This is a genomic window from Streptomyces sp. NPDC019224 (assembly GCF_040632605.1).
GTDB lineage: Bacteria > Actinomycetota > Actinomycetes > Streptomycetales > Streptomycetaceae > Streptomyces.
This window is the reverse complement of record NZ_JBEYCF010000012.1, coordinates 1-16,861: the sequence shown is the minus strand read 5'-3', so window position 1 is coordinate 16,861 and position 16,861 is coordinate 1. Positions and strand designations below refer to the sequence as shown.

The following is a 16,861-nucleotide window of genomic DNA, read 5'->3' as shown; positions in this document are numbered from 1 at the left end:
CCGGCCGGTTCTCAGCCGAAGGTGGTGCGCGCCAGCCAGAAGTCCAGGAGCCCCGCGTCGCCCAGCACTTCCACCCGGTCGCCGTCCGGGGCGAGCCGCCGGTTGAAAACCAGCATCAGATCGGTGAGCGGCCCGCGCAGCACCACGGTCGCCTTCCCGTGCGCCCGGTGCCAGGTGAAGCCGTCCTCACCGAACTCGATCAGCCACTCGGCACCGGGCACATCGGTGGCGTGCAGGTGCAGGGAGCGTCCTCCCCCGCGCAGCTCGGCCGCCTCGCGGTCGCCCTCGGCCTGCGCGAAGCTCACGATCTCCAGCCACTCGTCGATCGTGTCCGCCGCAAGGTCGGGCGTCATCGTGTAGGGCACCTTCGCGGTGAGGGCCGCGTCGGCGAGGTGGACAACGGTCTCGATGGCCATGCGGCGCGCCCAGAACCCCGTTCTGTGGTCCCGGGCCCAGGTCCACACCTCGGTGTCCGGTCCCGCCTCCCGCAGCGCCTCGGCGGTGCCGGCCGCCCCGTCCGCCAGCCAGGCGTCGAGCGCGGCGGGGTCGTCGCCGTCGGGGCTGTTCACCGGCACCTTCTCGGACGGGACCGCCTCGGTGGACCGGGTGCGGACGATCTCGCCGACCCAGCGGTGGGCGCGGCCGACGTGCTCGGCGAGTTCGCGCAGGGTCCAGTCGGGGCAGGTCGGAACGGTCGCGTCGAGGTCGGTGCCCCGCAGCGTGAGCCTCAACTCCTCGGTCAGCCGGATGATTTCATCGCAGTAGCGCTCATGCGTCAGAAGTCCCATGCCCGGACCCTAGTGCGACCGCGAGCCCGTTCCCACCCGGTTACCCCCCGAGCTGCGAGGTGGAGGGGACCTTGTCCTTCACCTCGACGCCCGCGCTCTTCCCGGCCTCCTTGATGCCGTTGATGACGCTCTCGAACACGCCGATGTCCCCGGCTCCCGCCTCGCCGTCGCGCAGCTTGGTGCCGAGGCCCTTGAGCGACGCGATGCCCGCGGTGAGCGGGGCGACGGCCTTCGACAGCAGCGGGTCGCCCTTGGCGCTCGTAGTGGCGGCCTTGAGCCGGTTGTAGGCGAAGCCGCCCGCGAGCCCGGCCTTGACGAGGGCGAAGGTACGGCCGTCGGCGCCCTTCTTGAACTTCCCGGCCCGGTACGGCTTCACGATCCACTGGTACGTCGCGCCCGCGGCGAGCCCCGCGTTGGCGACGAACCTGGTCTTGGCCCACTTCTGCGCCTCCGCCGACGAAGTGCCGCTGGGCGAGGCCGAACTGCTCGCACCGCTGCCCTCGTCGTCGCTCCCGCACGCGGTGCTGCCCGCCAGCACGGCGCAGGCCAGCAGCAGCGCGACGAGCAGGCGGCGGAGCGGTACGGGTCGGGGCACGGCGGGCCTCCCTGTCCGGGCGGAGCGGGTGCCGGGTCCCGGCACTCCCCCGCCAGGCTGGCCGCGCTCCGGCCAACCCGCCACCGTTGCGCGGCCGTACGGGTTTCGGCCGGGCGAAAACGGCAACGCGGAGTGCATGTCCTACAGCAGAGGCAACAGCATCACCGCCGCACGTGTCATCGCCCTCGTGGCGGACGTCATGGCCTTCGTCATCGGCCTGTGGATCCTGATGTACCTGCTCGACGCGAACCGGGGCAACGAGCTGGTCGAGTTCGTGCGGGACACCGCCCGGTGGCTCGCGGGCTGGTCGTACGACCTGTTCACGTTCGACAGGGCGTGGGCCAACGTCGTCGCCGGCTACGGTCTGGCCGCCCTGGTGTACCTGTTCATCGGGCACGCCGTGGCGGGCCGGGTCCGGCGCTGACGAACCCCTTGCGAACCGCTCAGCCGCAGCAGTCCGGTTCCAGCCCCTTCGGCAGCCGCTCCCCGCTGAAGACGGCGGTGGTCGCCTCGTCCCCCCCGAGCGCGGCCACCGCCAGCAGCAGCGAACCGGCCGTCCAGGAGGTGCGCTCCTCGGGCCAGAACGCCCGGTTCCCCTCGAAGACGTAACCCGTCCAGTACAGGCCGCCCTCGGCCCGCAGGTGCTGGATGGACTGGAGGATCTCCAGCGCCCGGTCCGACTCGCCCATCACCCACAGGGCCAGGGCCAGCTCACAGCTCTCGCCGCCGGTCACCCACGGGTTGGGCAGCACGCAGCGCACCCCGAGGCCGGGGACGACGAAGCGGTCCCAGCCCTCCTCGATGCGCTCCTTGGCGGCGGCCCCCTCGACGGCGCCGCCGAGGACCGGGTAGTACCAGTCCATCGAGTACCGGCTCTTGTCGAGGAAGCGCTCCGGGTGGCTGCGGATCGCGTGTCCCAGGGCCCCGGTCGCCAGCTCCCAGTCCGGCTGGGCCTCCTCGCGGCGTTCGGCGATGGCGAGCGCGCAGCGCAGGGCCTGGTGGATGGAGGAGGACCCGGTCAGCAGCGCGTCCGTCACCGCCGTTCCGTCGGCCTCCCGCTTCCAGCCGATCTGGCCGCCGGGCTGCTGGAGGCGCAGGACGAACTCGACGGCCGCGTAGACCGTGGGCCACATCCGGTCGACGAAGGCGTCGTCGCCGGTGGCGAGGTAGTGGTGCCAGACGCCGACGGCCACGTAGGCGCAGAAGTTGGACTCCCGGGCGCGGTCGGTCGGCCGCTGGGGATCGCCGTCGTGGTAGGCGGCGTACCAGGAGCCGTCCCCGTTCTGGTGGCGGGCCAGCCACTCGTACGCCCGTTCCGCGGCGGTGTGCTCGCCGGCGGCGTCCAGGGCCATGGCGGCCTCGATGTGGTCCCACGGGTCGAGGTGGTGGCCGCGGAACCACGGGATGGCGCCGTCCTCGCACTGCACGGCGAGCAGCGCGGCGACGGTCTCGGTGGCCTGCGTGGCGGTGAGGACCCCCGGCAGGACGAGGTGTTCGGTCCGCTCGGGAAGGCTCACGCCTCGGCCTCGGCGGCTGCGGTGGCGACGGGCAGGTGCGGCTTGGTCGCGTACGCCACGAAGCTCTTGCCGACGACCGGGTTGAGCAGCTGCTCGGCGACCCGGGTCAGGGCGGGCTTCTTCATGATGTCCCAGACCAGGAGCTTGTGGTACGCCTTCACCGGCAGCGCCTTGTCATTGTCGACGCCGAACGCGCACTTCAGCCACCAGTACGGGGAGTGCAGGGCGTGGGCGTGGTGGGTGCCGTACGGCTTGAGGCCGGCGCCGCGCATCCTGTCGAGCAGTTCGTCGGCCTTGTAGATGCGGATGTGGCCGCCCTCGACCTCGTGGTAGGCGTCGGAGAGGGCCCAGCAGATCTTCTCGGGGCCGTAGCGCGGGACGGTGACGGCGATCCTGCCGCCGGGCCTGAGGACCCGGACCATCTCGGCGAGCACGCCCTTGTCGTCGGGGATGTGCTCCATGACCTCGGAGATGATCACGACGTCGAAGGACTCGTCGGGGAAGGGCAGGTTGAGCGCGTCGCCCTCCATCGCGGTGGCGGTGGCGCCCTCGGGGGCCTCCCCGGCCTCCTTCATCGCGGCGAACCACTTCGCGACCTCGCGGATCTCCTCGCCGTTGCGGTCGAGGGCCACCACCTGGGCGCCGCGCCGGTAGCACTCGAAGGCGTGGCGTCCGGCGCCGCACCCCAGGTCGAGCACGCGGTCGCCTGCGGCGAGCGGGAAGCGGGTGAAGTCCACGGTCAGCACGAATGCCTGCTTTCGCGGTCGGGGTTCGGGCAGGGGTCAGGTTCGGGGGTTCGGCGGGCGGGGCGGGGTCACCGCCGGCCGCCGGGGCCGGTGGCGGCACGGGCGGCGATCGCCTGCCGGTAGAGGGCGGCGGTGCCGATCGCGGCCTGCTTCCAGGTGAACCGGGCGAGCACCCGTTCGCGGCCCGCGGCGCCGAGCCGGGCGCGCAGCTCCGCGTCGCCCAGCAGCCGGCCGAGCGCGTCGGCGAGGGCCCCGGCGTCGCCGGGCGGGACCGCTAGGCAGGTCTCGCCGTCGGGGCCCGCGACCTCCGGGATCGCACCGCCGGTGGTCGCGACGAGCGGGGTGCCGGTGGCCATGGCCTCGGCGGCGGGCAGCGAGAAGCCCTCGTACAGCGAGGGGACGCAGGCGACCTGCGCGCCGCGCACCAGGTCGACCAGCTCGGTGTCGCTGATGCCCTTGACGAACTCGACGGCGTCCGCGAGCCCGTACCGCTCGATGGCGCGGGCGACCGGCCCGTCCTCGGCGCGCCTGCCGACGACGACGAGATGCGCGGCGGGGTTGCCGGTACGGAGCTTCGCGAGCGCCTCCACGAGGTGGACGAGGCCCTTGAGCGGGACGTCGGCGCTCGATGTGGTGACGATGCGGCCGGGGATCTCGGCGACCGAGGGGTCGGGCGACCACAGGTCGGTGTCGGCGCCGATATGGACGACCTGGATGCGGCGCGGGTCGACGCCGAGGTGGTCGACGATCTCCTGCTTGGAGGAGCCGGAGACGGTGAGCACGGACGGCAGCCGGCGCGCGACCCGCTTCTGCATCCGGGTGAACGCGTACCAGCGGCGCACGGAGGCGCGGCGGCGCCGGTTGGGCGCGGCGTCCAGCTCGAGCTGCCGGTCGACGGTGATGGGGTGGTGGATCGTGGTGACGAGGGGGGCGCCGAGATCGGCGAGGAGCCCGTAGCCGAGGGTCTGGTTGTCGTGGACGACGTCGAACTCGCCGCGCCGGGCGGCGAGATGGCGCCGGGCCCGCAGGCTGAAGGTGAGCGGTTCGGGGAAGCCGCCGGTCCACATGGTGGCGACCTCGGCGGCGTCGATCCAGTCCCGGTACTCACCGCGCCCCGGGGTGCGGAACGGGTCGGGCTGCCGGTAGAGGTCCAGGCTGGGCAGCTCGGTGAGCGGGACGCCCTCGTCGAGCACCGGGTAGGGCTGGGCGCCGATGACCTCGACGCTGTGTCCGAGGCGGGCGAGTTCCCGGGCGAGGTGCCGTACGTAGACGCCCTGGCCGCCGCAGAAGGGGTTGCCCTTGTACGTGAGGAGCGCGATGCGCAGGGGCCCGTCACCGGGGCCCGTGCCCGACGTGGCGACGCCCGTGCGGGGGCCCGACTCCACGGCCTCAGCGGTCACACTCGGCCCCCTTCTCACTGCGTGTTCGCCGGAGCGTAACCGCCGTCGTTAATCTGGAACAAGTTTCAGACCGGGTAGTTCAATGAGCTACGAATCTACCGGTCGGTAGCGTCGGTGCAACGGCCGGATCAGGTGATTCCCGCCACGGCACACACCCTGGCCACGGGATGGGACACATGACAGCGGAAGCCGGACCGGCATCGCCGCCCCTGACGGAGCGCCAGGAGGCCCGCCGCCGCCGCATCCTGCGGGCCGCCGCCCGGCTGGCCGGCCAGGGCGGCTTCGAGGCCGTCCAGATGCGCGAGGTGGCGGAGACCGCCGGGGTCGCCCTCGGCACCCTGTACCGGTACTTCCCTTCCAAGGTCCACCTCCTCGTCGCCACCCTGCGGGAGCGGCTCCAGCACCTGCACACGGCCCTGCGCGAACGCCCCCCGGCCGGGGACGACGCGGCGGCCCGGGTCACCGCCACCCTGATGCGGGCCTTCCACGCGATGCAGCGCGAACCGCATCTGGCGGACGCGATGGTGCGCGCGCTCACGTTCGCGGACCGCGGCGTGAGCCCCGAGGTCGACGCCGTCTCACGGCTCACGACGGCGATCATCCTGGACGCGATGGGGACCGGCCACCCGACGCCCGGCCAGCTCTCCGCCGTACGGGTGATCGAGCACACCTGGCACTCCGCGCTGATCACCTGGCTCTCCGGCCGGGCGTCGATCGCGCAGGTGCGCGCGGACATCGAGACGGCGTGCCGGCTGATCGGCCCGCCGGCGCCGGACCGGGCCCCCTGACGCGCACGGGCGCCTGCCCTGTGCGGCGCCCCCACGCCTCGGGGGCGAGGCGGGGCGCCCTGCACCATAGCGACGACGGCACGGCGTCCACACGCTCCGGCGACCTCACGGGAACCCGCCGAGCACGCCGCCGTCGAGACCGGCCCGGGGTACTCCGGGACCGGTCTCCTCGCGGGCCACGGCAAGCAGTACCGCGACGACTTCACACCGGTCCGGACTACGCCACCCGGGGCACCCGCAGGGCGCGGGCCCCCGCATCGCCCTCCGGCCGGCCCCGCCCGCCGCCCGCCGCCCGCCGCCCGGAACAAGGGGCTCCACGCCGGCGGGCCGGCCGACACCGCTTCAGGGGCCGGCCCCGGCGGTGATGCCGCGGGGCCGGCCCCTGAAGGGGGTGGGTGTCTGCGCGATCAGATCCTGCCGTGTGCCAGCCGTGTCAGCGGGCCGGTACGCGGCTTGGCGGTCGCGCGGCCGGTCGCGAAGGCCGCGCCGGCGATGCTCACCACACCCACCGCGGCGCCGGTGGCGATCGCCTTCCTGAGCCTGATGACGGTCCACGCCGTGGTGGCCGCGCTCCCGACCCTGGCCGCATGGGCCGTCACGGCCTGCCGGCCGCTCCGGAGGCCGGAGACGGCGGCCTGTCCGGCGCGCCGGGTGAGGCCGCCGGCCTCGCCCACGCCCTCCGCGGCCGAGTCCTTGGCGTTCCGGGCCGCGGTCTTCGCCCCGTCGGCCGCACCCTTGGCCTTGTCTGCCGCGCTCCCGGCCTGCTCGCCGGCGGCGCCGGCCTTCCTTCTCGCCGCACCGGTGGTCCTCCGGGCGGTGGCGGTCCTCCCCTTGCTCCGGGCGGAATTCCTGGTGTCCTTGTTCTCGGCGGTCATGGCGTCCTCCTTGCCTCGGGTCGTCCGGTAAAACCTGGGAGCGCTCACGCGCCGCTGTGCGGCAGCAGGGAGCCGAGCGGCCCCAGGTCGAGATTGAGGTCCTCCATCGTCAGGTCGTAGCGGTCGCACAGTTCGGTCATGCGCTCGTGCAGGATCATCAGCGTCATGCCGACGCGCTCCTCCTGATGCTCCGTCAGGTCTCCTTGGTCGACCCGGTGGAGGGCTGTGCGTTCCATGAGCTGGCGGAGCAGTTCGACGATGGTGAGCACCAGCTTCATGAGGTCCCGCTCCACGGTGTCCGGGTCGGTCTCCAGCCTCCGGGCACCGGCCGGAGCGGGGTGGTCGTCCGGTTGCGCGGGGCCGAGCCCCAACGACCGGGCCGCCGCGCTCGCCCAGGCCTCGCCCGCCGCGGCGGGGGTAGCGGGCACGCCGCGTTCGCCGTCGCACTCGGTCATGCCGTCTGCCTCCTCGTCCAGGTGGTGGGATGGAATGCCCGAAGGGCCCGTCGGCTCACCACGGCGCCGGCTCCTCGCCGGTGATCGACCGGATCACCGCTCGCAGGTTGATGTGGACGAGGTCGACGTCGGCGATGGACAGGACGAGGTCACCGGTGAGCACCGCGCCGCCGTTCAGGAGGCGGTCCAGGAGGTCGATCAGCGCGACGGGCGGGCCCTCCCGGGCCTCGGACGGGCCGAGGACGCCCCCGACGAGGTCCGTGCTCACCGCGTCCCCCCGCCGTCCGCGTCCTCCGCGGGCGGCGCGGTGGCGAACGAATAGGGCGCCCAGGGCCCCGTCACCTCGACCGACACTCCGGGTACGCCGTCGGCCAGGCCGGTGAGCGCCCGGCGCAGCTCCTCGGTGCGGGCCCGGGGGACGAGGTAGGCCTCATTGGCCACGTTCACTCCGGGACGGGAGGCGAGCTGCCCCTGCTGCGGGCGGTGGACCACGCGCGAGGTGACCACGTCCTGCGCCAGCCGTGCGGCCCGGCCGACCAGGTCGGACGCCGCCCGGTAGGTGTCCTCGCCCCTGCGCCGGTACGCCTGGCGCTGCCGCAGATAGGCCCGTCCCGCGCCGGCGCCGGCGGGGGCCGCGGTGGCCGGGGCCGGCGCGTCGGCCGTCCGGGGATCGGCGTAGACCTTCATCCCCAGTTCGACGTGGCCCTCCAGCCGGCCCAGCAGGTCCTCGAACTCACCGCGCCGCCGGACCAGCATGCCGGCGACCCTGGTTTCGTCCAGATAGACCGTGGCCAGCCGCATCGGCAGCACCGGTGTCTCGGCGAACGCGGCGTCCACCACGGCGTGGTGGGACCGGGCGAGGGTTTCGAGCCGGGCCAGGTCCTCCAGCTGTGCGGCCAGGCCGTGCCGGCCGAAGGTGTCCGCCGGTACGAGGGAGACGAGCGCGCACAGCCCGCCCGCGGTCACCGGGTGCAGCGGGTGGCCGTCCACGCCGGGCAGGCGGGAGGCGAGGGCGTGGAGCGCGGGGCCCTCCCACCCGACGGCGTAGACGTAGGTCAACTGCTCGCCGCCCGGGGCCGGGAGGCCGCCGGGCGTGTCCGTCCGGGTGCTCATCGCTCCTCCTCCGCTTCGGTCCGCGCCGGCTGCCCCTGGGCGTCCGCCGCCCCGGGGATCCCGGCCGCGGACCGCAGCCGGGCCAGCTCGGCCCGCAACCGCTCGTTCTCCTCGGCCAGGGCGCCGCCCTCGGGGCGCACCCCGCTCTCGCGCGCGGGGCGGGCCCGCGAGGACAGCGAGGGATCGTGCTCCCACCAGTCGATGCCCATCTCCTTGGCCTTGTCGACCGAGGCGACGAGCAGCCGGAGTTTGATGGTGAGCAGTTCGATGTCGAGCAGGTTGATCTGAATGTCACCGGCGATGACGACGCCCTTGTCCAGCACCCTTTCCAGGATGTCGGCGAGGTTGGCCGACGAGCCCTGCCCGTACGCCGGGGTGGTCCCCCTGGGCGGGGCCGGCAGCCGGCCGGCGAGTGAATCGGACACGGTCTCTCACGCCTTCCATAGGGTGTCGGTACGTGGCCGGGCACGGCCCGGGTCAGCGGCGGCCGGCGGCCGTCCGGCGGCGGGAGCGACGGGCCGGCCGGGGTTCCTCGGCCTCCGACCCCTCGTCGGCCTGCTCGTCGGAGCCGTCCTCGTCGACGGGCTCGTCCTCGTAGCCGGGCTCTTCTTCCGGTTCCGTCCCGTCCTCCGGGTCCTCGAACTCGTCCGCCGGCTCCTCGTCCTCCTGCTCCTCGTCCTCCGGTCCGGCCTCGTCCTCCGGCTCCTCGAACTCGTCCTCCGGTCCGGCCCCGTCCGCCGGTTCCTCGGCGGCTTCCTCGTCCTCGTCGGCGAGTTCGTCGTCCAGCGGCTCCTCCTCGCGGTCCTCGGACTCGTCCGCCTCTTCGCCGCCGGCCGGGTCGTCGTCGGCCGTGTCCTCGGGGGCGCCCCCGTCCTCGGCCTCGGGGTCCTGGTCGCCGCTCCGCGCCTCTTCCTCCTCGAGCGCCTCGTCGTGACTGACGACGACCTCGCCGTCGCGGATCTCGCCACGCCAGCCGTCGGTCGCCTCACCGCGCATCATGAGGAACTTGCGGTAGAGCTTCAGGTCCAGCCGGGCGCGGCGGCCCTGGGCGCGCCAGATGTTGCCGGTCTTCTCGAACAGCCCCTTGGGGAAGTATTCGAGGACCAGCAGGACGCGGGTGAGGTCGTCGGTGATCGCGTGGAAGGTGACCACGCCCTTGACGGTGCCCTTGGCGCCCTCGGTGGTCCAGGTGATGCGTTCGTCCGGCACCTGCTCGGTGACGTTCGCCTTCCAGCTGCGGGTGGACTTGGCGACCTTGACCTTCCAGTTGCTGGTGGTGTCGTCGGCCTTCTCCACGCTCACGACGCCTTTGGCGAACGTGCTGAACTCCTGGAACTGGGTCCACTGGTCGTACGCCTCGCGGACGGGCACGCCGACGTCGATGTCCTCGACGACGGTGACGCTCTTGGACTTCCCGCCGCCGGACTTGCGCCCCTTGCCGAACAATCCCTTGACCTTGTCCTTCACCTTGTCCTTGAGGTGGGAGGCCCCCGCACCGATCGCCGCCTGGGCGGGTGACTTGCCGTCCTTGAGGGCCTGGCCGCCCTTGGCGAGGCTCTTCAGGGCGCCGCTCCCGCCGCCCGGCTCCGCGAGTTTCGAGACCGACTCCCCGAGCCGGTGCCCCAGCTGGGTCACCGTGTGCTCGGCGCGGGCCCGGAGGTAGTTCTGCAGTTCTTCCTTGAGCCGTTCGGCGGCCGGGCTCCTGACGACGTCGTCCTTGATGCCCTTGATCGCGGAGTCAGGCATGGCCGCCTCCCCGGGCCTTGCGCGTCCCGGAGGCCGCGACGCCGGCGGCTCCTCCGGCGCGCTTACGGGCGGGGGCGGCGTCCTTGCCCGCGCTCCCGGAGCGGCTGCCGCCCGACGCGGGCCGGCGCTTCGGGGCGGCCTTCGTCGCGGCCTTCTTGGCGCCCGAGGCGGCGGCGGGCTTGCGGGGAGAGGTACGGCGCTTCGACTTCTCGTCGCGGTCCGTCCCGGCCTCCTCGTCGGACGCCGCCGCCTCCTCGGTCTCCTCGCTGTCCTCGACCGGCTCCTCGTCCTCGGCACCGGGGCCCGCCTCCAGCGACTGGGTGCGCCGTTGCAGCGATTCGGCGAGGCTGCCGGCCCGCTGGGTGACGGCCTTGGTGGCCGCCGTCCTCGTGGCGTCCACCAGCTCCTTGCGCACCTGGTCGTTGAGGGGGCCGAGGACCGGCGAACCGGCCAGCATCGTGCCGAGCCGCCTCGGGTCGAGGTCGAGCTTCTTGCCGAGGAGGAACATGCCGAACCCCACGGCGAGTTTGGCCTTCTTGGTACGCCCGAGCAGGTAACCCCCTACCAGGGCGGCGCCTATCTTGGCGTTCTTCGTCATCCGGAATGCACCTCGGGTCTCCCCCGGTCGTGTGTGGTCTGGTCACGGGTCACGGCGTACGCCGTGCGCCGTTGCGGTACTCCTCGATCTCGTCGAGCCGGTCGAGCAGTTCGTCCTCGCGCCGGTCGAACTCCTCGGCCCCGATGAGTCCGCTGTTCAGCTCCTGTTCCAGCTGCGCGAGCCGGGCGCGCACCGGTTCGGGGTCGTAGTACTCCTCCTCGGCGGCCTGGACGACCTGGCCGAGGACCCACGCCGTCCCCCGGACGGGAGCCAGCGGCAGGGTCAGCAGCTGGGTGATGAGTCCCATACCGGCGGTCACCTCCGCTCGTGCGGTCCGGGACGGGCCGGGCGTCAGACGAAGCTGTACGGCGGAAGCGGCCCGGTGAGGGTGTACGCGTAGGCGTCGCCCCGGGTATCGGCCTCGCGCCGGACCGCCTCCACGAAGGCGTCCGCCTCCGCCCGGGGCACGAGGAAGGACAGGTTCAGGAAGTGCTGGGGGCCCGGCTCCGCGGCGGAGCTGCGGGTGGCGGCGCCCGCCAGACGGCCGGCCACCTCCTCGGCCTCCCTGGCGTGGCGGGCGCTCACCTCGTGGGCCACCAGCTCGCCCAGCGCGAGCTGGTCGTCACGGCTGCCCTGGGTGCGGGCCCGCTCGTTGAGACGCCGTATCTCGTCGGATTCGGCCATGATCTCCCGCAGGAGGTCGTCCTCGTCCCGGCCGGCCTTCAGGTTGTACTCGACCTGACCGTCCAGTTCCGCGAGCCGCTCCCCGTAGGCGTCGGCCTCCCGTTCCAGGGCCGCGGTGACCTCCTCGTCGCCCGGTCCCACCAGACCGAAGCGCATCGGCAGGGTCGCCCCCCTCTCCATCAGGGCCTCCAGGACGCCCTGATGGGCCAGGACGTCCCGCCGCTTCGCGCGCAGCCCCTCAGGGGCGTCGCTGACCACCGCGGCCAGCCGGTCGGTGCGCAGGGTCCGCAGCTCCGCGGGCGGGTCACCGACCCCGTGCAGGCCGTCCAGCGGCAACGGGTGGCCGGCGCCGGTGATGGCGTAGATGTACGTGGGCACTGCTGCTACTCCTCGCGTCGCTGGGTCTGCCGGCTGGACGTGGACTTGCGGGCGGGCCGCTTGCGCGGTTCCTCCTCGGGCTCCTCGCGCTTGCCCTGCAACGATTCGCTGAACGCCTCGACGGCTCCGGAGAGCGCGCCCTTGGACTTCCCCTTGGCGCCGTTCTCCGTCATGTCGCCGACCAGGTCGGTGAGCTGGCTCGGGGCCTTCCGGCCGGCTTCGAGATCGAGCCGGTTGCACGCCTCGGCGAACCGCAGATAGGTGTCGACACTGGCGACCACCACGCGGACGTCGATTTTGAGGATTTCGATGCCCACGAGGGAGACGCGTACGAATGCGTCGATGACCAGGCCGCGGTCGAGTATGAGCTCGAGAACGTCGTAGAGATTTCCCGAGCCGCCGCTCCCGGCGGACGTCGCGTTGCTCTGCTGCACGAGTGTCATGGGAACTCCTTTCGGTGATCCTTTTTCGTGGGACGACGGAGTTCCTCAGCGACGGTCGATCTGGCCCCTGGCATACCGGCGCACACGTTCGTAGGACATGAGCCGTCCCCGGGGGTCGAGTTGCACCCGGTAGGAGGCCAGCACGCTCATCGTGTCCGGAACCCTCTCCAGCTCGACCACTTCGACGTCCGCCGACCAGCCGTCCTCGGTGGCTTTCACCGCGGAGACCGAGTCGGGCTCGCACTGAAGCATTTCCGAGAGCTGCGCGGCGGCTTGCCGCATCGCGGTGAGCGCGTCGACACGCTTTTCGTCCTGCTCGTTTCCGGTGTCCTTTTCGGTACTCATCCTTCCCCTGTCGCCGGGGAGCGCCGCTGCCTGTCCGGCCTCCGTCGTCATGGCTTCCGTTCGCATGCCCGTGCATTCCGGAGGCATGCGTGGCGGGGCGGGAATGACGGCGACGCGGCCTTTCCGCGGCTGCCGGTCCGGGCAGGCCGCGGAAAAGCCGTGTCGCCGTGGCGTTCAGCCGGTGCAGCCGCTGTCCGCGATCACGGAGTACCCGGTGGGCGACTCCTTCGGGGTGTGGCTGACGAAACGCTGGAACGGCAACGCGCGCTGCCGCTGCACCGCTTGTCGGCGGCTTCGCGGGACGCCCGCCCGGCCCGAGGGGCAGAATCCTGACCGTGACGATCACCGCGCGCGCCCTCAACCGGGCGACCCTCAGCCGTCAACTCCTCCTGGCCCGTGAGCCGCTGACCGCGCCCGAGGGGGTGCGGCGGGTGGTCGCGCTCCAGGCCCAGCACCCGGCCTCGCCGTACATCGCCCTGTGGAACCGGCTCTCGGGCTTCGCGCCGGCGGACCTCGACGCGGCCTTCGCGGAGCGGTCGGTGGTCAAGGCGGCCCTCATGCGGATCACCCTGCACGCGGTGCACGCCGAGGACTACCCGGCCTTCCGGGCGGCGGTGCGGCCGGTGCTGTACGCCTCGCGGCTGGGCTCCAGGTTCACCGCGTCCGGGCTCACCCCGGCCGACGGCGAGGAGTTGGTCGCCGAGGTGGTGGAGTTCGCGCGTACGCCGAGGACGTCGGCGGAGATCCAGGCATGGCTGGTGGAGCGGTTCGGCGCGGAGCGGAAGGACGCGGTGTGGTGGGGCATGAAAACGTACGCCCCGCTCCATCACGTCCCGACCGGCCCGCCGTGGTCCTTCGGCGCGCGTGCCGCGTTCGTCTCGGCGGGCGCGGGGCCGGCGCCCCGGGGCCGGACGGTGGACCGGGCGGCGCTGCGCACGCTGATCCTGCGCTACCTGGCCGGGTTCGGCCCGGCGTCGGTCGCGGACGTGGCGCAGTTCTCGATGGTGGGGCGGGCGCCGGTCCGGGCGGAGCTGACGGCCATGGCGGACGAGGTGGAGCGGCTTCAGGGGCCGGGCGGGGAGGCGCTGTTCGACCTGCCGGGCGCCTCCAGGCCGGACGCCGGCACCCCGGCCCCGTCCCGGCTCATGGCGATGTGGGACTCCACGCTGCTGGCGTACGCGGACCGGAGCCGGGTGATACCGCCGGAGTACCGCCCGCTGGTGATCCGGCGTAACGGTGACGTGCTGCCGACCCTGCTGGTGGACGGCCGGGTCGCGGGCGTGTGGCGCCCGACGGACGAGGGGGTCGAGGCCACGGCGTTCCATCCGCTGCCGGCTGCCGTCTGGGACGAACTGGGCGCGGAGGCGGCGGCGTTGACGGCGTTCCTCGGCGACCGTGAGCGGGTGGTCTACAGCCGCTACCACCACTGGTGGGCGAAGCTCCCGGACGCGGATGTGCGGATGCTCTAAGGGCGGGGCAGCCCTTAGAGCGTGTCTCTTTGGAGTAGAAGCAGACCGGCTCAAGATCCATCTGGCCCGCTAACAAGGCAGTCGATCTGGCGGGGTAAGCTGGCATTCCATGGCAATAAGCTCCGCCCTGTGGTCCTTCGCTCTAGTTGCAGGGCTTCTCACTCTGACTCCCGGTCTCGATACGGCGCTGATCTTGCGCACGTCCGCCCTCGGCCGCCGCAGGAGAGCCTGGGGCGTCGTCCTCGGCATCCAGACCGGCACCCTGGCGTGGGGGGTGTTCACCTCCCTCGGAGTAACCGCGCTTCTCACGGCCTCACATCTCGCTTACACCGTGTTGCGCTGGATCGGTGCCGCTTATTTGATCTGGATGGCGTTCCGCATGCTCCGGGACACCTTCCAGGGGCTGCCCACGGCGGACACGGACAATTCTGTTCCGGCCGCCGGCGCGGACTCGGTCAGCGGCGGCTGGCGGCAGGGGACACTCACCAACCTCCTGAACCCGAAGATGGGCGCCTTCTACGTCGCCGTCCTGCCTCAGTTCATCCCTGCGGGCACCGGCCACTTCACCATGGGCCTCCTGCTCACCATGGTGCACATCTTGATCGGTCTGCTCTGGTCTGCCGTCCTCATCGGCTTCGCCCGCGTCCTGCAGGGGTGGCTTCGCAAGCCCCAGGCTCGCCGCGTGCTCGACCGGATCACCGGCACCGTCATCGGCATCTTCGGTATCAGGCTGGCGCTCAGCAGCTGATGATCCGAGGGACGGGGTCCAGTGACCCGCCTCAGCACCGGACCCAGATCAAGATGGACGCGACGTGGAGTGCGGCCTGGTAAGCGATGGCGAGTTTGTCCGTCCGCAGGGCCAGGCCGCGCCACTGCTTGAGTCGGGCGATGCACCGCTCGACGGCATTGCGCTCCTTATATTTCTCGGCGTCGAAGCTGGGCGGGCGGCCTCCGGCGCGGCCTTTCCGTAAACGGTGACCGATCTGGTCGGCGGGCTGCGGGATGACAGCCCGGATGCCTCGACGCCGAAGGTGTCCACGGATCGCGCGGGACGAGTAAGCGCGATCCGCCAGGACAGTTGCCGGGCGGGTTCTTGGTCTCCCGAGTCCGCTGCGCGGGATCCGAATCCTGGCCATGACCGCCTCGAAGGCCGGCGCGTCACCAGCCTGACCGGCGGTGACGTAGATACCCAGAGGACGAGCCCGGCTGTCACTGGCCAAGTGGATCTTTGTACTCAGTCCGCCGCGGGAGCGTCCGAGCGCGTGGTCCTCGGGCTCCGGCCGGCGCACCCCTTTTCTCGCTCCAGCCGAATGCTGGTGAGCCCGGCAGACAGTGGAATCGACCGAGACCGTCCAGCCCACATCGTCTCCCTTATCCACCGCAGTGAGGATGCGTTCCCACGTGCCGTCCACGGCCCACCTGATCAGGCGCTTGTGAGCGGTCTGAAAAGACCCGAGCTCGGGGGGCAGGTCGCGCCAGGGTGAGCAGGTGCGGTACTTCCACGCAATTGCCTCAAGGGTTCGGCGGTGGTCAGGCCACCGTCGCCCCCGGACAGGATCGGCCGGCAGGAACGGCTCGATCCGGCCCCACATCGCATCAGTGATCACTAACCGGACAGACACATCCGATCAACTGACCAACCCATCAAAGAGACACGCTCCAGGGGCGGGTCGGCGGCGGGTGCGGAGCGCGGAAGGTGAAGGCGTCGGGGGTGTCGCCCTTTGCGCGGAGCAGGGCGACGCGGTCCATCGCCTCCCCGACGCCCGGCCGGTGGCCGGCCGGGACCCACCACATCGCCGAGTGGTGGTCGGTCAGGCGCTCGAACCACTCTCGGCGGCGGGCCAGGACCCTGAGGTGGTCGCTGCGGTACACGTACGCCTTCAGCGCGTCGACCGATTCCCAGACCGAGCAGTTGATCAGGAAGAAGTCGTCCTGGTGGTCGGGGCGCAGGCTCGTGGCGTCGGCGCCCTCGTCGTCCACCATCCGCCAGACGAAGCCGGGGGCGTGGTCGGCGAGGGCGTTGATCTCGGGGAGTTGTGCGACGAAGTCGGCGATCCGAGGGCTGTCGAGCGGGGCGAGAAGGCGCCCGACGTTGACCTGGGCAAGGTGGAAGTCGTTCACGCGCCCAAGCATGGCCGGGTGAACCTTCTAAAGTCAACGGATTCCTTTTTAGACTTCGCCGGCCCCTTCCGGGCCCTCGACCGCGACGCAGCACCCTTCCGGCAGCGGGTCCATGGCGGCGCTCCAGCCCTCGGCGAGCAGCCCTTGGACGCCGGCCAGGTTCATCCCGCAGACCAGGGCCGGGAATCGCTCCGCCAGGGCGTGGAACGGGCAGTTGCGCAGCCGGAGTCTGCCGCAGTCCCAGTACGGTTCGTAGCCGCGCTCCCGCAGCGCCTCGACGGGGTCCGCCGCATCCGCCGCCTCACCGGCCGCCCGCGCCGCCGCCTGCAACTCGGCGTCGAGCCCGGCCCGTTCGACCACCTCGGCGAGCAACTGGCTCACGGTGTCGTAGGAACGCGGCGGTACGGAGACGGCGTGCTCGCCGCCCGCCCGCCGGTACAACTTGGCGGGCCGCCCCGCGCCGGGGCCGGTGCGGCCGGAGAGCCGGCGGAAGGCGGTCTCCAGGAGCCCGGCGTCCACGAGCTTGTCCAGGTGGAACGCGGCCACGGCCCGCGTCACCCCGACCGCGTCCGCCGCGGCGTCCCGGGTGACGTCGCCCGGGGCGGCGGCGACGTGTCGGTAGAGGCTGCGGCGCACGGGGTCCCCGAGTGCCGCCAGCGCGTCCAGGGCGGCGTCGTCACTGCTCACGGGCCCGAGTCTAGGCGGCCGCCCGCCGGAGGCCATCGCCCTGTACCTCTCCAGCGGCTACAGCCCGTGCGAGAAGTTCGGCCACTACCGCGCGTACGAGAGCAGCCGCTGCT

General features: G+C 72.4%; 23 protein-coding genes and 1 pseudogene. 5 read left to right on the top strand and 19 right to left on the bottom strand.

Annotated features, from left to right (window positions below; translation table 11 throughout):
• Positions 1–11: 11 nt before the first annotated feature.
• Together ABZ564_RS10315 and ABZ564_RS10310 are read right to left on the bottom strand one after the other, a co-directional pair.
• A complete protein-coding gene (locus tag ABZ564_RS10315; protein ID WP_360852672.1) occupies positions 12–788 on the bottom strand; it encodes a maleylpyruvate isomerase family mycothiol-dependent enzyme in 777 nt (258 codons plus the stop codon).
• Between the two features lie 40 nt (positions 789–828).
• Positions 829–1,383 (bottom strand): hypothetical protein, encoded by a 555-nt coding sequence (locus ABZ564_RS10310; protein WP_360852669.1) that lies wholly within the window; start codon positions 1,381–1,383, stop codon positions 829–831.
• A 136-nt stretch (positions 1,384–1,519) separates the two neighbouring features.
• Between ABZ564_RS10310 and ABZ564_RS10305 the strand changes: the two genes are divergently transcribed.
• A complete protein-coding gene (locus tag ABZ564_RS10305; RefSeq protein WP_360852666.1) occupies positions 1,520–1,807 on the top strand; it encodes a hypothetical protein in 288 nt (95 codons plus the stop codon).
• Positions 1,808–1,826: 19 nt separating this feature from the next.
• Here the strand turns inward: ABZ564_RS10305 and ABZ564_RS10300 are convergent, their stop codons facing one another.
• The 3 genes from ABZ564_RS10300 to ABZ564_RS10290 all read right to left on the bottom strand — a co-directional run bounded on the left by ABZ564_RS10300 (position 1,827) and on the right by ABZ564_RS10290 (position 5,046).
• Entirely contained in the window at positions 1,827–2,900 is a 1,074-nt protein-coding gene (locus ABZ564_RS10300; RefSeq protein WP_360852663.1) for a prenyltransferase, read from the bottom strand.
• Positions 2,897–3,646, bottom strand: coding sequence for a class I SAM-dependent methyltransferase (locus ABZ564_RS10295; protein ID WP_360852660.1), 750 nt, complete (start codon positions 3,644–3,646; stop codon positions 2,897–2,899). Before ABZ564_RS10295 ends, ABZ564_RS10300 begins: the two co-directional genes overlap by 4 nt.
• A gap of 68 nt (positions 3,647–3,714) precedes the next feature.
• On the bottom strand, positions 3,715–5,046 hold the full coding sequence (locus ABZ564_RS10290) for a glycosyltransferase family 4 protein (RefSeq protein ID WP_360852656.1): 1,332 nt from the start codon (positions 5,044–5,046) through the stop codon (positions 3,715–3,717).
• 176 nt (positions 5,047–5,222) lie between these two features.
• Here ABZ564_RS10290 and ABZ564_RS10285 point away from each other — a divergent pair, with 176 nt between their 5' ends.
• Positions 5,223–5,834, top strand: a complete 612-nt coding sequence (locus tag ABZ564_RS10285) for a TetR family transcriptional regulator (protein ID WP_360852652.1) — start codon at positions 5,223–5,225, stop codon at positions 5,832–5,834.
• Between the two features lie 407 nt (positions 5,835–6,241).
• On the opposite strand, the gene ABZ564_RS10280 is transcribed toward ABZ564_RS10285, so the two are convergent.
• The 11 genes from ABZ564_RS10280 to ABZ564_RS10230 are packed head-to-tail and all read right to left on the bottom strand — an operon-like array spanning position 6,242 to position 12,471.
• The gene (locus ABZ564_RS10280) at positions 6,242–6,709 is read right to left on the bottom strand and encodes a hypothetical protein (RefSeq protein WP_360852649.1); all 468 of its coding nucleotides are present in this window, start codon (positions 6,707–6,709) and stop codon (positions 6,242–6,244) included.
• Between the two features lie 44 nt (positions 6,710–6,753).
• Positions 6,754–7,164, bottom strand: coding sequence for a gas vesicle protein K (locus tag ABZ564_RS10275; RefSeq protein ID WP_360852646.1), 411 nt, complete (start codon positions 7,162–7,164; stop codon positions 6,754–6,756).
• 55 nt (positions 7,165–7,219) lie between these two features.
• Positions 7,220–7,432: a gas vesicle protein gene (locus ABZ564_RS10270; RefSeq protein WP_360852643.1), complete on the bottom strand. Its 213-nt coding sequence runs from the start codon at positions 7,430–7,432 to the stop codon at positions 7,220–7,222.
• The gene (locus tag ABZ564_RS10265; RefSeq protein ID WP_360852640.1) at positions 7,429–8,277 is read right to left on the bottom strand and encodes a GvpL/GvpF family gas vesicle protein; all 849 of its coding nucleotides are present in this window, start codon (positions 8,275–8,277) and stop codon (positions 7,429–7,431) included. Before ABZ564_RS10265 ends, ABZ564_RS10270 begins: the two co-directional genes overlap by 4 nt.
• Complete coding sequence (locus ABZ564_RS10260) at positions 8,274–8,702, bottom strand: gas vesicle protein (RefSeq protein WP_360852637.1); 429 nt, start codon at positions 8,700–8,702, stop codon at positions 8,274–8,276. Before ABZ564_RS10260 ends, ABZ564_RS10265 begins: the two co-directional genes overlap by 4 nt.
• A gap of 52 nt (positions 8,703–8,754) precedes the next feature.
• Entirely contained in the window at positions 8,755–10,023 is a 1,269-nt protein-coding gene (locus tag ABZ564_RS10255) for an SRPBCC family protein (protein WP_360852634.1), read from the bottom strand.
• A complete protein-coding gene (locus ABZ564_RS10250) occupies positions 10,016–10,621 on the bottom strand; it encodes a hypothetical protein (protein ID WP_360852631.1) in 606 nt (201 codons plus the stop codon). Before ABZ564_RS10250 ends, ABZ564_RS10255 begins: the two co-directional genes overlap by 8 nt.
• Before the next feature lie 49 nt (positions 10,622–10,670).
• Positions 10,671–10,928, bottom strand: coding sequence for a gas vesicle protein GvpG (locus ABZ564_RS10245; protein ID WP_360852628.1), 258 nt, complete (start codon positions 10,926–10,928; stop codon positions 10,671–10,673).
• Between the two features lie 44 nt (positions 10,929–10,972).
• Positions 10,973–11,683: a GvpL/GvpF family gas vesicle protein gene (locus ABZ564_RS10240; RefSeq protein ID WP_360852625.1), complete on the bottom strand. Its 711-nt coding sequence runs from the start codon at positions 11,681–11,683 to the stop codon at positions 10,973–10,975.
• A 5-nt stretch (positions 11,684–11,688) separates the two neighbouring features.
• Positions 11,689–12,126, bottom strand: coding sequence for a gas vesicle structural protein GvpA (locus tag ABZ564_RS10235; protein WP_360852622.1), 438 nt, complete (start codon positions 12,124–12,126; stop codon positions 11,689–11,691).
• A 45-nt stretch (positions 12,127–12,171) separates the two neighbouring features.
• Positions 12,172–12,471, bottom strand: a complete 300-nt coding sequence (locus tag ABZ564_RS10230) for a gas vesicle protein (protein ID WP_360852619.1) — start codon at positions 12,469–12,471, stop codon at positions 12,172–12,174.
• 335 nt (positions 12,472–12,806) lie between these two features.
• Between ABZ564_RS10230 and ABZ564_RS10225 the strand changes: the two genes are divergently transcribed.
• Together ABZ564_RS10225 and ABZ564_RS10220 are read left to right on the top strand one after the other, a co-directional pair.
• Positions 12,807–13,940 (top strand): winged helix DNA-binding domain-containing protein, encoded by a 1,134-nt coding sequence (locus ABZ564_RS10225; RefSeq protein ID WP_360852616.1) that lies wholly within the window; start codon positions 12,807–12,809, stop codon positions 13,938–13,940.
• Between the two features lie 109 nt (positions 13,941–14,049).
• Positions 14,050–14,688, top strand: coding sequence for a LysE family translocator (locus ABZ564_RS10220; protein WP_360852613.1), 639 nt, complete (start codon positions 14,050–14,052; stop codon positions 14,686–14,688).
• A gap of 31 nt (positions 14,689–14,719) precedes the next feature.
• Here the strand turns inward: ABZ564_RS10220 and ABZ564_RS10215 are convergent, their stop codons facing one another.
• The 3 genes from ABZ564_RS10215 to ABZ564_RS10205 are packed head-to-tail and all read right to left on the bottom strand — an operon-like array spanning position 14,720 to position 16,748.
• Positions 14,720–15,532, bottom strand: coding sequence for an IS5 family transposase (locus ABZ564_RS10215; RefSeq protein ID WP_360853006.1), 813 nt, complete (start codon positions 15,530–15,532; stop codon positions 14,720–14,722).
• 52 nt (positions 15,533–15,584) lie between these two features.
• Entirely contained in the window at positions 15,585–16,061 is a 477-nt protein-coding gene (locus tag ABZ564_RS10210; RefSeq protein WP_360852610.1) for a DUF3291 domain-containing protein, read from the bottom strand.
• 48 nt (positions 16,062–16,109) lie between these two features.
• Entirely contained in the window at positions 16,110–16,748 is a 639-nt protein-coding gene (locus ABZ564_RS10205; protein ID WP_360852607.1) for a helix-turn-helix domain-containing protein, read from the bottom strand.
• 13 nt (positions 16,749–16,761) lie between these two features.
• On the opposite strand from ABZ564_RS10205, the pseudogene ABZ564_RS10200 reads away from it, so the two are divergent.
• Positions 16,762–16,861: pseudogene (locus ABZ564_RS10200) on the top strand (GNAT family N-acetyltransferase); the annotation flags it as partial.

Coding starts and splice junctions, on each gene's coding strand:
- ABZ564_RS10275 (WP_360852646.1), bottom strand. CDS start 7,164: ATGACCGAGTGCGACGGCGAACGCGGCGTGCCCGCTACCCCCGCCGCG.
- ABZ564_RS10215 (WP_360853006.1), bottom strand. CDS start 15,532: ATGTGGGGCCGGATCGAGCCGTTCCTGCCGGCCGATCCTGTCCGGGGG.
- ABZ564_RS10255 (WP_360852634.1), bottom strand. CDS start 10,023: ATGCCTGACTCCGCGATCAAGGGCATCAAGGACGACGTCGTCAGGAGC.
- ABZ564_RS10245 (WP_360852628.1), bottom strand. CDS start 10,928: ATGGGACTCATCACCCAGCTGCTGACCCTGCCGCTGGCTCCCGTCCGG.
- ABZ564_RS10285 (WP_360852652.1), top strand. CDS start 5,223: ATGACAGCGGAAGCCGGACCGGCATCGCCGCCCCTGACGGAGCGCCAG.
- ABZ564_RS10250 (WP_360852631.1), bottom strand. CDS start 10,621: ATGACGAAGAACGCCAAGATAGGCGCCGCCCTGGTAGGGGGTTACCTG.
- ABZ564_RS10220 (WP_360852613.1), top strand. CDS start 14,050: ATGGCAATAAGCTCCGCCCTGTGGTCCTTCGCTCTAGTTGCAGGGCTT.
- ABZ564_RS10305 (WP_360852666.1), top strand. CDS start 1,520: ATGTCCTACAGCAGAGGCAACAGCATCACCGCCGCACGTGTCATCGCC.
- ABZ564_RS10280 (WP_360852649.1), bottom strand. CDS start 6,709: ATGACCGCCGAGAACAAGGACACCAGGAATTCCGCCCGGAGCAAGGGG.
- ABZ564_RS10265 (WP_360852640.1), bottom strand. CDS start 8,277: ATGAGCACCCGGACGGACACGCCCGGCGGCCTCCCGGCCCCGGGCGGC.
- ABZ564_RS10235 (WP_360852622.1), bottom strand. CDS start 12,126: ATGACACTCGTGCAGCAGAGCAACGCGACGTCCGCCGGGAGCGGCGGC.
- ABZ564_RS10315 (WP_360852672.1), bottom strand. CDS start 788: ATGGGACTTCTGACGCATGAGCGCTACTGCGATGAAATCATCCGGCTG.
- ABZ564_RS10230 (WP_360852619.1), bottom strand. CDS start 12,471: ATGAGTACCGAAAAGGACACCGGAAACGAGCAGGACGAAAAGCGTGTC.